A 15,515-nucleotide genomic window follows, 5' to 3' on the forward strand; every position below is an offset into this window, starting at 1 on the left:
TCAGTGGAGGACCATCAGCGCCATGGAGCCGAAGGCGAGCGCCATGGCCAGGATGCCCCAGCGGAACCACTTCTTCGTGAGCAGCAGGTAGTCGTCGAACGAGGCACCGGCGTCCCCGAGCGCCTCGGCCATGGCCAGCTGCCGCGCCTGGATGGGGCGCAGCGTCTGGCTCCAGACGATGCCGCACAGCATGAAGCAGACCTGTCCCGCGGCGAGCGCCGGGCTCGTCCACAGGGGGATGCCCTGGAGGTGCGCGCGCAGCATGCCGGTGGCGGCGAGCGCGAAGACGCTGGGCACCAGCAGGTACTTGTCGGTGAACTGCACCAGCCGCAGGGCATAGGCAATCACCCGGGGCTCGCGTGTCCTGTCCGCGAGCAGCCGCCACACGGCCGTCACGACGATGTCGCCCAGGAACACCACCACGGCGATGAGGTGCAGGAGCTTCAGGAGGTTGTGGACGTTCATGGGGCGGGTGCCGGACGGGGAATGAGCGCGAGCAGGTGCTGGGCGAGCACCGCCGCGTGCGGGTCGCGGAGCAGCGACAGGTGTGTGCCAGGGACGGGCCAGGCCGAGCAGGCCTGCTGCGTCAACCGGCTCCAGCCGAGCGTACCGTCTTGCACGAGCGCGTCGAGCGCCCCCGTGCTGGGGCCACTGCGGTCCTCCGCGCGGAACACCGCCAGGGGCACCGGTTGTCCACGGCGGGGCTGGTAGTTCAGGGCGTCATGGGCCCGCGCCACGTTGAGGATGCCCTGCACGTGGACGGGCTGCGCGCCTTCGGGGAGGACCGCCGCGGCCTGGAGCCGTGCCACGAAGAACTGGAGCCGCTCGGCTTCGCTCATGGCCCGCACCTCGGACAGGACGAGGTCTATCTTCACGTTGAAGAACGCCTCCATGATGCCGGCGAGGTGGAGCATCCACTGCGCCGTGTCCCAGCCCTCGCCCTGGGGCCGGGTGACTTCGGGGAAGGGCGCCAGGGTATCCAGCATGGCGACCACGCCCACCTCGCGTCCGCGGGCCTTCAGCTCCTGGGCCAGCTCGTAGGCGATGTGTCCGCCCATGGAGTGGCCACCGACGCAGTAGGGGCCTTGGGGCTGCATGGCCAGGATGGCGTCCGCGTACCACGCGGCGATGGCCTCCACCGTCTCATGCGGCGGCGCCTCGCCGTCCAGGCCCTGGGGCTGGAGGCCGAACACGGCGACGCCTTCCAGGTGCCTGGCCAGGGACAGCAGGTAGAACGGCGTCGAGCCTCCACCGGGCACCAGGTAGAGCACCGGCGTCCGGTTCGAGTCCGTGGCGCCGGCCATGAAGGCGTGGGCCTCCGGGGTGAGCGGCACCAGGGGAGAGACGGCCGCGTCCTCGGTCCGGAGCACCGCCGTGAGCTGCGCGGGCGTCGGGTGCCTGAACAGGGACACCAGCGGGAGCGGGCGGCCCAGGCGCTTCTCCACCGCGAGCTTCATCTTGAGCGCCAGCAGCGAGTGGCCGCCCAGGTCGAAGAAGCTGTCGTGGATGCCCACGGCGCGCACGCCGAGCACCTCCTCGAAGAGCCGGACCAGCTCCAGCTCCAGGGCGTCACGCGGCAGGCCCTCCAGGGCGGTGACGCGCGCGTCGGCGAGCTCCAGCGCGCTCAGCGCGCGCGTGTCCACCTTCCCGTTGGGCGCGAGCGGCAGCGCATCCAGGAGGACGAACTGCCCGGGCACCATGCTCGCGGTGAGCTGCTGCTCGGCGAAGCTCCGGAGCTCGGTGGGCTCGGGGCGCCGCGCGGACGCATGGGGCACCACGAAGGCCACCAGCCGGGAGTCCCCACCCGTGCCGCGCACCAGCGCGACGGCTTCACGCACCGCGGGGTGCCGGGCAACGGCGGCTTCGACCTCGCCCAGCTCGATGCGATGCCCACGCAGCTTCACCTGCCGGTCGGCGCGGCCCACGAACAGGAGCGTGCCATCCGCCAGCCGGCGGACCACGTCACCCGTCCTGTACATGCGCAGCGTCGGGCCTCCGGGGAAGGCGTGTTCGATGAAGCGCGACTGCGTCAGCTCGGGGCGGTTGAGGTAGCCGCGCGCCAGGCCGGGCCCGGCGAGGTAGAGCTCTCCGGGGACACCCTCCGGGACGGGCCGAAGCCTTCCATCCAGGATGAGCGCTTCCATCCGGTGGATGGGCAGGCCAATGGGCTCGGTCGGGCCGTGCGCGCCCACCTGTCCAGGCTGGCACCGGTGCGCCAGCGCGTCGATGGTCGCCTCCGTCGGCCCGTAGAGGTTCCACACCTCCGCCTTCGAGCGGCTGAAGAGCGTGGCGACAGTCGCGGAGGGCAGGGGCTCTCCGCCGACGCAGACGCGCCGGAGCGCCGGGAGGTTCGCGAAGCCGGGCTCCTCCACCAGCGCCGTCAGCAGCGAGGGCACGAGTTGGAGCACGGAGACGTCGCGCTCGCGCAGCACGCGGGCCAGGTGCTCCGTGTCCGCGCCAAGGCCGTGCGGCGCCAGCACCAGCCGGGCACCCACCATCAGCGGGGCGAACAGCTCCCAGACCGAGGCGTCGAAGCTGAGCGACGTGCGCTGGAGCACCCTGTCGCCTGCGCCCAGCGGCATGGCGTCGCTCATCCACGCCATGTGGTGGGCCAGGGCGGAATGCTCAATCAGCACGCCCTTGGGCTGCCCCGTCGACCCGGAGGTGAACAGGCAGTACGCGAGCGCGCCGCGCCGTGGCTCGAACGACTCCTGGGTGTCGTCCCCGAGCACCACCACGTCGGCCCCCGGGAACCGCGAGGTGAGGTGCGCTTGCGTGAGGACCACCCGCGCGCCGCTGTCCTCGAGCATGAACGTCAGCCGCTCGCGGGGGTAGGCCGGGTCGAGCGGGACGTAGGCCGCGCCCGCCTTGAGGATGCCGAGCAGCCCCGCCACCATCCCCACGGAGCGTTCCACGGCGAGGGCCACCAGCGCCCCCGGCGTGACGCCGCGCTGGACCAGCGCCTGGGCCACGGCCTTCGCGTGAGCCTCCAGGGCCGCGTAGGTGAGGGCGCCGTCCTCGGCCTCGACGGCGATGGCCGCAGGCGTCTTCGCCGCCTGGGCCGCGATGACCTCGTGCACGGCGGGCAGGGGCGGTGTCGCCTCCGGTGCGCGAGGCGTGAGACGGGCACGCTCCTCGGCGCCCAGCAGGTCGACGTCCACGACCTTCGACCGTGGCTCGGCGGCCAGCCGCGCGATGAAGCCCGTGAGCTGGCGCACCATCGCCTGGACGCGCCAGGTGTCGAAGAGGTCGCAATCGTACTCCAGCACGCCTTCGAACCCCTGGGACGTCTCCGACAGCGTCAGGGTGAGGTCGAACTTGGCGGCGCCGCTCGGGATGGCCACCGGCGTGACCTCCAGGCCCGGCAGCGCCATCTGCGCGGTGTGCGTCTGCTGGTACGCGAGCATCACCTGGAAGAGCGGACTGGTTCCGAGCACGCGCTCCGGCTTGAGCACCTCGACCAGCTTCTCGAAGGGGACGTCCTGGTGCTCATGGGCATCGAGCACCTGGCGGCGGACGCGCTGGAGGAGCTCGAGGAACGTGGGCTCGCCGCCCAGGTCGATGCGCAGGGGCAGCGAGTTCACGAAGAACCCGATGAGCGGCTCCGTCTCCGCGACGCGGCGCCCCGCGAACGGCGAGCCGATGACCACGTCGTCCTGCCCGCTCACCCGGCCCAGGTAGGCGCCGAAGGCGGCGAGCAACGCCATGTAGGCCGTCACCCCCTGCTCGCGGCAGAGCGAGGTGAGCGCCTGGGCCGCGTCGGGAGCCAACGCCAGCGGCTCGGTGGCGCCCCGGTGACTCCGGACCGCGGGCCGGGGTCTGTCGGTGGGCAGGTCCAGCACTGCGGGCGCACCGGCGAGCGCCTTGCGCCAATGGCCGAGCTGCTGCTCCCGGGCCTCGCCGTCGAGCCAGCTCCGCTGCCACGCCGCGTAGTCCGTGTACTGGATGGGGAGGGCCGGGAGCGCCAGGGGCTCGCCCCGGACCTCCGCGGCGTAGAGCGCCGTGAACTCACGCATCATCACGCCGAAGGACCAGCCGTCGGACACGATGTGGTGCATGGCCACCAGGAGCACGTGTTCGTCGTCCGCGCGCTTGAACAGATGCACGCGCACCACGGGGCCCACGTCCAGCGCGAAGGGCCGTGCGGACTCCTCGGCCAGCCGCTGGTCGAGGCTCGCCGCGCCGGCGTGGCGGAGGTCCTCTGACGTCAGCGTGAGCACCGCGTCGGCCACCCGGGCCACCGGGAGACCGTCGACGAGTGGGAAGCTCGTCCTGAGGACCTCGTGGCGCTGCAGCACGCGCTGGAGGCTCCGTCGCAGCGCGGCCTCGTCCAGCGAGCCCCGCAGTGTGAACGCGATGGGGATGTTGTAGGCCGCGCTCTGTCCTTCGAGCTCCGCGAGGAAGCGCAGCCGCTCCTGCGCGAACGAAAGGGGCCGGTCCCCAGGGCTCGTCAGCCGGACCAGCGGCGGGAGCCGTGGCGCGGCCTCCTTGGAGGCAATCAGCGCCGCCAGCGCCGCCAGCGTCGGCTGCTCGAAGATGGCGGAGAGGGGCACGTCGACGCCGAACGTCCTCCGCACGCGGCTCATGACCTGCGCGGCCAGCAGCGAGTGCCCACCCAGGTCGAAGAAGTGGTCCTCCGCGCCAATTGGACGGCGCTCCAGGAGTGACTCCCACAGCGCGGCGAGCGTCTGCTCGGTGGGCGTACGCGGGGGCACGAAGCGCGTCTCGCTCGCGGACGCCTCGAAGCGGGGCGGCGGCAGACGGCGCTTGTCCACCTTGCCGCTGGACGACAACGGCAGCTCTTCCAGGTGGATGAACTCCGCGGGCACCATGAACTCCGGGAGCTTCCTCCGGGCGTACTCACGCAGCGCGTGCGCCTCCACGGGCTGGGCCGAGACGACGTAGGCGACGAGGGCCTTCACGCCCCCCTGTGCGCCCGCGGAATGTACGGTGGCCACGGCCTTCGCCACGCCGGGAAAGGTGGCGAGCACCGCTTCGATTTCACCCAGCTCGATGCGATAGCCACGGAGCTTGACCTGGTGGTCGATGCGCCCGAGGTACTCGAGGTTGCCATCCTTGCGCCAGCGGACCAGGTCTCCGCTCCGGTACAGCCGCGCCTCGGGCTTGAACGGGTGCGGGATGAACTTCTCGCGCGTGAGCTCCTCACGGTTCAGGTAACCGCGGGCGACACCGACGCCTCCAATGTGCAGCTCGCCCGGGACGCCAATGGGCAGCAGCGCGCCGTGACGGTCGAGGACGTACCCCTCCAGGTTGAGGGCGGGGCGCCCGATGGGCGGAGCACCCGGGTCATCCTGCCGGCAGTGGCCGAGCGTGCTGATGATGGACACCTCGGTGGGGCCATAGGCGTTGACGAACTGGACGCCGGGCCGCGCCCACGTGTGTACGACTTCGGGTGGAAGGGCCTCTCCCGCGGACGTCAGCATGCGAAGCGCGGGGTACTCACGGTCGGTGGGGAGCGCCGCATACGACGTCGGAGGCAGCACCATGTGCGTGACGCCGTGAGCCAGCAGCACGTTGGCCAGCTCGTCGCCCGCGAGCAGCGTGTCCGCGGGGGCCACCACGAGCCGGCCCCCGTTGGTCAGGGCCATGACGATCTCCCAGACCGAGACGTCGAAGGAGATGGAGGAGAACTGCAGCATGACGCAGCTCGCGTCGGCGCCCAGCTCGTGCCGCTGCATCTCGATGACGTTCGCCAGGCCCCGGTGCTCCAGAATCACGCCCTTGGGCCTGCCCGTGGAGCCCGAGGTGTAGATGACGTAGGCGGCGTTCTCCATGCGAACGCCACTGTCGGGGTTGCCGGTGGGCGCGGCGTCCGCGGGCGCGTCCAGCCAGAGCGTCCGCGCCCGCGGCGCTCGCCACCGCTGCTCCGCCGCATGGGTGCTCACCAGGAGCGCGGCGCCCGAGTCCTCCAGGATGCCGTCCAGCCGCTCCTTCGGGTACGCGAGGTCGAGCGGGACGTAGGCCGCCCCCGCCTTCCAGATGGCGAGCAGGCCGATGATCATCTCGAACGACCGGGGCACGGCCAGGGCCACCAGCTTCTCCGGGCCGGCGCCCATCGCGATGAGCTGGTGCGCGGCGCGGTTGGCCCGGCGGTTCAGCTCGCCATACGTGAGCGTCTCCTGACCCAGCTCGAGCGCGATGGCCTCCGGCGTCCGCCCCGCGTGCTCCTCCACGAGCCGGTGGGCCGGGACGTGCCGCGTGGGCGCCACCACGCGTCCCTGGGTGAACGCGGCGACGACGCCGCGCTCCTGCTCGGGGAGCAGCGCGAGCTCCGACAGCCGCTTCTCCGGATGCGCCACCGCGTCCGCGAAGAGCACCTGGAGGTGCGCGACCATCCGCTCGATGCGGTCCGCGTCGAAGAGGTCCGTGCTGTACTCGATGACGCCGGCCAGGCCCTCGCGCGTGGGCTCAAAGCTCAAGGTGAGGTCGAACTTCGCGCTCTGAATCTCCAGGTCGATGGGCTCCAGCGCCAGCCCCGGAAGGCTCAGGTGGCCCTCCGGGGTGTTCTGCAGCATCAACATCACCTGGAACAGCGGGGCGTGGCTCAGGTTCCGCTCGACCCCAAGGGCCTCGACAATCTTCTCCAGGGGCACGTCCTGGTACGCGTAGGCCTCCAGCGCGGAGGCCCGGACGCGCGCGATGAGCGCCTCGAAGGTCGGGTTGGCGGACAGGTCGATGCGCAGCGGCAGCGTCCCAACGAAGAACCCAATCAGGGACTCCAGCTCCGCGTGGTCCCGGTTGGCCACGGGCGTGCCGATGACGATGTCCTCCTGCCCGGTGATGCGCGCCAGGTAGGCCGCGAAGCCTCCCATGAGGACCATGAAGCTGGTCCCTCCCGTGCGCAGGCTCAGGGCCTCGATGGCATCGCTCAGCCCCTTGCCCAGGGTGATGCGCTCGGTGGCGCCGCGCATGCTCGTCCGAGGTGGCCGAGGCCGGTCCATGGGCAGGTCCAGCGCCGACGGCGCGCCATGGAGCCTCTTCCGCCAGTGCTCGAGCCGCTGCTCCAGCACCTCGCCTTGGAGGTGCCGCCGCTGCTGGTATGCGAAGTCCAGGTAGTCGACGGGGAGCTCGGGCAGCGTCACCGGCTGGCCGGAGACACGCCCGGCATAGCGCTGGGAGAGCTCTCGCACGAGCACGCTGATGGACCAGCCATCACCGACGGTGTGATGCATCACCGCGACGACGACGTGTGCCGCCTCGTCGAGCCGGAACAGCTTCGCGCGGAACAGCGGGCCATTCGTCAGGTCGAACGGCCGCGCGGCCTCCTCCTCGATGAGCAGGCGAAGCGCCTCGGGGGACGTCTCTCCCAGGGTGACCTGCTCGAAAGGAACGTCCTGGTTCGCTCGCGGCTCCTGCCACACGCCGCCATCCCGTTCGACGAAGCGCATCCCGAGCACCGGGTGCCGCCGGACGATGTCGGACAGGCTCTCCTGGAAGGCGCTGACGTCCAACGTGCCCGTCAACCGCAACGCCATGGGCAGGTTGTAGGCCGCGGTGCCGGGGTAGAGCTGATCCAGGAACCAGAGCCGCTCCTGGGAGAATGACAGCGGAATCGCCGCGCCCTTGGGCGCCGGTTCAATCCGGGCGAGCGTCAGCGTCTGACTTCCCCGGCGCCCATCGAGCACCCGGCTCAAGGCGGCGATGGTGGGATTCTCGAAGAGGTCGGTGACGCGGAACGCGGCGTCCACTTCGCCGCGAATCCGCGCGACGACCTGCATCGCGAGCAACGAGTGCCCCCCCAACTGGAAGAAGTCCTGGTCGCGTCCGACAGCACCGCGGCCCAGGACCTGCTCGAAGGCCCGCGCGACGGCCGCTTCCGTGGGCGTGCGGGGCGGCTCGGAGGTGGTCTCGGCCTCCGCCAGCGCGACGGGGGCGGGGAGCGCGCGACGCGCGACCTTGCCACTGGGCGTGCGGGGCAGCTCGGGCAGCGGCACGAACAGCGCGGGGACCATGTACTCGGGCAGGTCCCTGGCGAGGAAGCCGGGCAGCTCGGCCAGCCGCACCGTCTCCGGGACGACGTAGGCCACGAGCCGCTTCTCGCGCGAGCCCTCACCGTCGACGATGACCGCCGCGTCGCGGACGTCGGGGTGGGCACACAGGGCACGCTCAATCTCGCCGGGCTCCACGCGGAAGCCGCGAAGCTTCACCTGGTCGTCGGCGCGGCCGAGGAACTCGAGGGTCCCCTCCACCGTCAGCCGGCCGAGGTCGCCCGTACGGTACGCCCGCACAGGGGGAGACAGCGGCAGGTCGACGAACCGCTCTGCGGTGAGGTCCGGCTGGGACAGGTATCCGTCCGCGAGGCACGCGCCCGCCAGATAGAGCTCTCCGGGGACACCCACCGGAACGGGACGCTGGTTCGCGTCGAGCACGTGGACCGCGGCGTTGGCGATGGGGCGCCCGATGGACGGCAGCCCGGGCCAGTGCCGCGGGTCGCCCTCCAGCTCGTGCGCCGTCACCACATGCGACTCGGTGGGGCCGTAGTGGTTGTGAAGGCGCTTGCCACCTTCCTGGAACCAGCGGCGGATGGGGTCGGTGATGCGGAGCTGGTCTCCCGCGGTGATGACCTCCGCGAGTCCCGGCACGCGGTGCTCGGTGCGCAGCGCGGCCTGTGCCAGATGGTGGAGCGCCACGGCCGGCAGGAAGAGGCGCTGGACGCGCGCCGCTTCGAGGAACTCGGCCAGGGCGTCCGGGTCGCGTCGCGTGCCTTCGTCGATGAGGACCAACGTGCCACCCGAGCACCAGGTGGAGAAGGTCTCCTGGAACGACACGTCGAAGTTGAGCGGCGCGAACTGGAGCGTGCGCAGAGGGCGGGCCTGTTCGGTCTGCCACTCGATGAGGTTGACCAGGGCCCGGTGCGGCATGGCCACGCCCTTGGGCTTGCCCGTCGAGCCCGACGTGTAGAGGACGTAGGCCAGTTGCTGCGGCTCCACCCGGGGCCGCGGCGTCTTCGCGGCAGGCGCCGCCGTGTCATCCAGCAGGACCTGCGTCAGGCCCTGGGACGGGAGCAGCCCGCTGTACTTCTTCTCCGTGAGGAGCACGCGCGGCCTGGCGTCCTCCAGCATGTAGCGAAGGCGCTCAGGCGGGTACGTCGGGTCGAGCGGCACATAGGCGCCGCCGGCCTTGAGGACCGCGAGGAGGGCGACCTGCGCATTCACGGAGCGGTCCAGACAGATGGAGACCCGGACCCCCGGGCCCACGCCCAGTGCGCCCAACCGGTCGGCCAGGGCTTCCGCGGCCTCCTGGAGCTGCCGGTAGGTCCGTGTCTCGCCCCGGTGCTCCAGCGCGACCACGTCCGGCGTCTTCTGGGCCTGCCGCTCGAACAGCTCGGGGAGGGTGCGACCGGTGTACCTGCGCTCGGTGCGGTTGAGGTCGGCGTACAGGCGCCGCTCCTCGTGGGACAGGAGCGGGAGCTCGGAGGTGTGAAGCTCGGGCTCCTCGGCGATGGCCTGAAGCAGCCGGCCGAGGTGCGCGGCCATCCGGTCAATCCGGTCCGCGTCGAAGAGGTCCGTGTCGTACTCGATGCTGCAGGCGAGCGCGCCCTCGCGCGGCTCCACGAAGAAGGTGAGGTCGAACTTCGACGTCGCGCTCTCCGGCGCTTGAAGCTCGGCGCGGACACCCGGGAGCTGGAGCTCGCCACCGCTCTGGCCCTGGAGGACGAACATCACCTGGAACAGCGGGTTGTGCGCCAGTCCGCGCGGCAGCTCCAGCGCGGCCACCAGCTTCTCGAAGGGCACGTCCTGATGCGCATAGGCGTCGAGCGCCGCCTTCCGGACGCGCAGCAGCAGCTCGGAGAACGTCGGGTCTCCCGACAGGTCGACGCGGAGCGCGAGCGTGTTGAGGAAGTACCCGACCACTCCCTCCGTCTCGTGCCGGTCGCGGTTGGCGACAGGCGAGCCAATCACCACGTCCTCCTGGCCACTGATGCGCCCGAGGTACGCGGCGAAGGCGCCAAGGAGGGTCATGAACAGCGAGGCCCCCGCGCTCCGGGAGATCGCCTCGAGCCGCTGGCCCAGCGGCGCTTCGAGCACGAAGGCATGGGTCTTCCCATGGAACCGCTGCCGTTCGGAGCGCGGACGGTCGGTGGGGAGCGGGAGGACGGGCGGGGCGTCCTTCAAGGCTTCACGCCAGAAGGCAACGCTCCCGTCCAGCCGTCCGGACTCCAGCCGCCGCCGCTGCCAGGCGGCCCAGTCCGCGTAGCGAACGGGCAACGCGGGCAGGGCCGGCTCCGTGCCGCTCACGAGCGCGGCATACACGACGCAGAGCTCGCGCAGCAGGACCCCGACGGACCAGGCGTCGGCGATGATGTGGTGCTGGTTGAGGACCAGGACGTGGCTGTCGGGCGCGAGCTGAAAATGACGCGCCCGGAAGAGCGGCCCCTCCGTGAGCGAGAAGGGCGCGGCGACCTCCTCGGCGATGCGTGCGTCGAGGAGGTCGGGGGCGATGTCCTCGCTCACGAGCACGGAGGCGGCGGTCGCCTGGACTCGCAGGACGGGCATGCCTCCACGGTCATGGAAGGTGCTCCGGAGCGCCTCGTGGCGTTCAACCAGGAGCTGGAGCGTCCTCGCGAGCGCGCTGCTGTCGAGCGTCCCCTGGAGCCGGAGCACCAGCGGGACGTTGTACGCCGCGCGGTCCCCTCCGAGCGCGTCGATGAACCACAGGCTCTCCTGGCCCGGCGCGACGGGCGTGTCTTCCGACAGCTCCACACGCGAGATGGGCTCGAGCGCCGCGCCCTGTCCCGAGAGCGTCTCCGCGAGCTGCGCGATGGTCCGGCGCTCGAAGATGGCTCGGACGGGAATGTCGACGCCGAAGGCCTCGCGGGTGCGCGCGATGACCTGGGTCGCCTTCAGCGAATGGCCCCCAAGGTCGAAGAAGTCATCGTGGATGCCCACTCGCTCCTGGCCGAGCACCGCGCTCCAGATGCCGGCGAGAATCTCCTCATGGGGCGTGCGGGGCGCGGCCGAGGCCACTTGCGGCTGGGCCTCCAGCGCACGCGCTTCGAGCGCCGCGGCGTCGACCTTCCCGTTGGGCGTGAGCGGAAGCCGGTCGATGACGATGACTCGGCTGGGAAGCATGGCGGCGGGGAGCTTCGACGCCAGATGGTGCGTGAGCTCGGCCGCGTCGGGCTGGGGCACACGGTCGCTGGCCACGAACGCAATCAGGCGAACGTCGCCGTTCTGCCGCTGCGCCTCGCTCACCACGGCCGCGGCGGTGACCCCGGGGTGGGCCGCCAGCGCGGCCTCGATTTCGCCAGGCTCCACCCGCACGCCGCGAATCTGGACCTGACGGTCCGCGCGGCCGTGGAACGCGATGGTTCCGCCCGGAAGGAACCGGGCGAAGTCGCCGCTCGCGTACATGCGCGCTTCAGGCACGCCCGCGAACGGGTCGGCGACGAAGCGCTCCGCGTTCAGGTCCGGCCGGTTCAGGTAGCCCCGGGTGACGCCCGCGCCGCCGATGTACAGCTCTCCGACGACGCCCGGAAGGACGGGACGCCGCTGGCGGTCGAGGATGTAGATGCGGGCATTGGCCACCGGCCGCCCAATGGAGGGCAGCCCTTGTCCGCCATCCGGAGCGACGGTTCCGGACGTCGCCACCACCGTCGTCTCGGTCGGGCCGTAATTGTTGACGAGCTGGAAGGGGAGCCCCGCGGGCGGTGTGGCGTGGAGCCGGTCGCCACCCGTGAGCACGAAGCGCAGCGCGCACGGCGAGGGCCACGACAAGGCCAGCACGGCCTCGGCGACCACCGTCGGGAGGAAGCTGATGGAGATCTGCTGAGCCACCAGCCAGTTCGCCAGGTCGGCGGGCGCGCTGGAGAGCTCGGGCGGGACGAGGTGCAGCGTGGCGCCCGCCGCGAGCGTCGGCCAGATTTCCCAGACGGCGGCGTCAAACGCGGTGCTGGCGACCTGAGTCGTCCGGTCCTTCGCCGTGAGCCCGAAGGCCTCCGTGTGCCAGGAGACCAGGTTCATCAGGTTCCGATGTGTGACCAGGACGCCCTTGGGCGCGCCGGTAGAACCCGAGGTGTAGATGACGTAGGCCAGGTCATCCAGGCGCGCCGGCTCCTTCGCGGGGGCGTCGGGCGTGACTGTCTCCATCAGGACTCGGGAGACGTCGAGCCGGGGAACGCGCGTGTCCTCAACGGGGTCCGCGCCCGTGTTGAGGATGGCGACCGGGGCCGCATCGCCCACGATGTAGGCGAGCCGCTCGGCGGGGTAGTTGGGGTCCAGGGGCAGGTAGGCCGCTCCCGCCTTGAGCACGCCCAGCAGGGCCACCACCAACTCCACGGACCTGCCAATGCACACGCCGACGATGCGCTCCCGTCCGGCGCCCAGTTGGCGCAGGTGCCGCGCCACGCGCTCGGCGCGACGGTCGAGCTCGCGGTAGCTGAGGGACTGTCCGTCGGGGCCCACCACGGCCGTCGCGTCGGGCGCGGCCCGCTCCAGCAGCGTCGTCACAGGGGCGGTGACATCGAACGCGCGGGGGTTCTGCCCCCACTCCGCCAGCACGCGCTGGGTGGCCTCTTCCATCAGGTCGATATCGCCGACCGTCTTCGCGCCCGGCAGCGCTTCGAGCGCGGCTTCCAGCAACCGCGTGATGCGCTCGGCCATGGGCCGGGAGAACGCGTCCGCCGCGTACATGACGCGCAGCTCCAGCGACTCACCCGGGATGGCGACCAGCGCCAGCGGGTAGCTGATGCGGTCGTGCGTGTTGACGGAGCTGATGGTGAGGCCGCTGCGAGGCAGGAGCGTCGAGGCGTCGAGCGGATAGTTCTCGAACACCAGGATGCTCTCGAAGAGCGGCCGGTCCTTCGGCGCGTCCGACCAGTGCTGGATGTCCGCCAGCGAGGAGTAGCTATACGGCTCGACCGCGCCCTGTTGGGCCTGAAGCCCCGCCATGAAGGCGGCGACGGGCGCCGTGCCGTCCAGCCGCGCTCGCAGGGGCAGGGTGTTGATGAAGAGCCCGACGATGGACTCAGAACCAGCCAGGTCGGCGGGGCGTCCGGAGACCGTCACGCCGAAGATGACGTCGTCCGTGCCTGTCGCCCTCGCCAGCACGAGCGCCCACGCGCCTTGAACGAGCGTGTTGAGCGTCAGCCGGTGGCCCTTCGCGAAGCCCGTGAGCCGCGCGGTCAACCCTGGCGACAGCAGCCGGGTGACCTCCGGCTGCGTATCGCCCGCGGGTCCGCTGACGTCCTGCCGCTCGGTGAACGGCAGGGGCGTGGGTTGCTTGAAGCCCCGCAGCCTTTCGCGCCAGAAGGACTCCGCGCGGGCGGGGTCCTGCTCCTGGAGCCAGGCGATGTAGTCGCGGTAGGGGCGCGCGGCTGGCGGCAGCGACGCGACGCCCTCCTCGAAAGCGCCGAGCACCTCGCGGAGGACGATGGAGAAGCACCAGCCGTCCAGGAGCAGGTGGTGGTACGTCCACACGAACAGGTGGCGCGCGTCGTCGAGCCGGATGAGGGCACAGCGAATCAGGGGCGGGGTGCCCAGGTCGAAACCCTGGAGCCGGTCCTCGCGCAGGAAGTCGTCAACCCACCGCTGCCGCGCGTCCGCTGGCACGTGTCGGATGTCCTCGACGCGCCAGGGGACCTCGGCCTCCACCGCGACGACCTGGAGCGGCTTCTCCAGCCCCTCCCAGAGGAAGCCCGAGCGCAGGATGGGGTGCCGGGCGAGGACGTGCTGCCAGGCCTCCTTCCAGCGGTCGATGGGCAGGTCCCCCCGGACCTCGCAGCTCAGTTGCTCCACGTACATGCCCGCGCCGGGCTCCATCAGCGCGTGGAAGAGCATGCCGTGCTGCATGGGGGCGAGCTCGTAGATGTCTTCAATCGACTCTTCTGACGTCATGGCGCTGTCCTGCCCCTCACCATCCACCTGGCTCATCGCGGCTTCTTGGTCAGCGTGAGCACGCGCTTCAAGTCCTTGGCGCTCAGACGCGCCGCCGGGAAGTCGGACGCCACCCGGACCGCCGCGGCGGGCTCCGCGCGCTCGCGAATCATCGCCCGCACGTTGGCGTGGAACTCCGCGTTCAGCCGCTCAATGGTCTCCTTGTGGAAGACCTTGGCGCCGAAGGTCCAGTCGAGGCGGAGCCGCTGGCCCGCTTCGACCACGGCGTTGAGCTCGATGCGGTGGGGCCGGGCGGCGCTCGGCGCGTGTAGCTGGCCCAGGCCCTCCCTGGCGCGGCCTCGCACCACGCCTTGCGTCGGCACGGCGCCCATCTGTCCCAGGTAGTTGAAGACGATGCCTGCGTTCGGAATCGCGCCGAGCCTCGAACGAATCGAAGCATCCGGCGACAGCGCACGGAGCACGCCGTAGCCAAGGCCGCCACGAGGCGTCCGGCGCAGCGCGTCCTTCGCGCGGGCCAGCGTCTCACGCACCCCTTCCCGGGCGCCCACGTGCAGGCGGAGCGGGAAGAGCGCGGTGAACCAGCCCACCGTGCGGCTCAGGTCCACGTCCTCGAACAGGAACTCGCGTCCGTGGCCTTCCAGGTCGATTCGGACGGTGCTGTTGCCGGACCAGCCCGTGAGCGTCCGGGCGAGCGCGGCAATCAGGGCCTCGTTGACCTTGACGTCATACGCCGTCGGGACCTCGCTCAGCAGCAGCTGGGTCTCCTCCGCTTCCAGCCACGACACGAGCGTGCCCGCGTCGCTGACCGTGTCCGGGGCGTGTGGGTCGTTCAACGGCAGGTCCTGCGAGTCGTCCCGCTGCGCCGTGGCGAGCCACGCGTCGAGCTCGGCCCGGGCGTTCTGCGTCGCCGCATACGCTTCGAGCCGCTTCGCCCAGTGCTGGAAGGACGTCGTCTTCGGCGGGAGGCCGACCTCCTGGCCATTCGACAGCTGGCTGTACGCCGTCAACAGGTCCTCGATGATGATGCCCCACGACACGGCATCCACGACGAGGTGGTGGGCCACCAGCGCGAGCCGCGCGGAGTCCCCGCCCAGCCGCAGCAGGGCGGCGCGCATGAGCGGGCCCTGCTCCAGGTCCAGGGACTCGTGGAGATCGGCGAGCGCCTCTTCCACGTGCTCGCTCCCTTCCACGTCCAGCGTGTCCAGGGGAATGCCGGTCTGCGCTTCCTCCTCCGCATGGAACTGCGTCCAGCCGTCACCGACCTTGCGGTAGCGGAAGCGGAGCGCGTCGTGGTGGCGCTCCACCGCATCGAGCGCGCCGCGAAGCGCGGCCAGGTCGATTCCTGGCTCCACGTCGAGCATCACCGCCATGTTGAAGTGCTGCGGCCCGGCGCGGTCCTGGTCGAAGAACCAGCGCTGGATGGGGGTGAGGGGCGCGCTGCCCGTCACGCGCCCCTGCTCGGCGTTGACCACCTGGGTGCTGGAGGCCACGCGCGCCAGCTCGGCGATGGTCTGGTGCTCGAACAGCTGGCGCGGACGCAGCCGGAGGCCCTGCTGGGTGGCGCGGGAGATGATCTGCAGCCCGAGGATGGAGTCACCGCCCAGCGCGAAGAAGTTGTCGTGGATGCCCACGGACTCCTTCTTCAAGACGGTGGCCCAG

Annotated in this window: 3 protein-coding genes (1 of these 3 cut by a window edge); all 3 read right to left on the bottom strand. The window is 71.2% G+C overall.

Translation table 11 applies throughout. The features are described from left to right. Tightly spaced (each overlapping or abutting the next), the 3 genes in view from HV826_RS06735 to HV826_RS06745 form a layout consistent with a single transcriptional unit that may run on beyond the window. Window positions 1-465, bottom strand: a complete 465-nt coding sequence (locus HV826_RS06735) for a DUF2269 domain-containing protein (protein WP_176416176.1) — start codon at window positions 463-465, stop codon at window positions 1-3. Next, window positions 462-13,892: a non-ribosomal peptide synthetase gene (locus tag HV826_RS06740; protein ID WP_176416177.1), complete on the bottom strand. Its 13,431-nt coding sequence runs from the start codon at window positions 13,890-13,892 to the stop codon at window positions 462-464. The genes HV826_RS06735 and HV826_RS06740 overlap by 4 nt, the downstream gene beginning before the upstream one ends. Next, on the bottom strand, window positions 13,889-15,515 hold the final stretch of the coding sequence (locus HV826_RS06745) for a non-ribosomal peptide synthetase (protein ID WP_176416178.1). Its footprint extends 7,520 nt past the window's final position; the window shows 1,627 of its 9,147 coding nt (coding positions 7,521-9,147); its start codon lies beyond the right edge, outside the window; it ends in the stop codon at window positions 13,889-13,891. Before HV826_RS06745 ends, HV826_RS06740 begins: the two co-directional genes overlap by 4 nt.

It is taken from the genome of Myxococcus sp. AM010 (genome assembly GCF_013372585.1).
In the GTDB taxonomy this organism is placed as follows: Bacteria; Myxococcota; Myxococcia; order Myxococcales; family Myxococcaceae; genus Myxococcus; species Myxococcus vastator.

Coding starts and splice junctions, on each gene's coding strand:
- HV826_RS06740 (WP_176416177.1), bottom strand. CDS start 13,892: ATGAGCCAGGTGGATGGTGAGGGGCAGGACAGCGCCATGACGTCAGAA.
- HV826_RS06735 (WP_176416176.1), bottom strand. CDS start 465: ATGAACGTCCACAACCTCCTGAAGCTCCTGCACCTCATCGCCGTGGTG.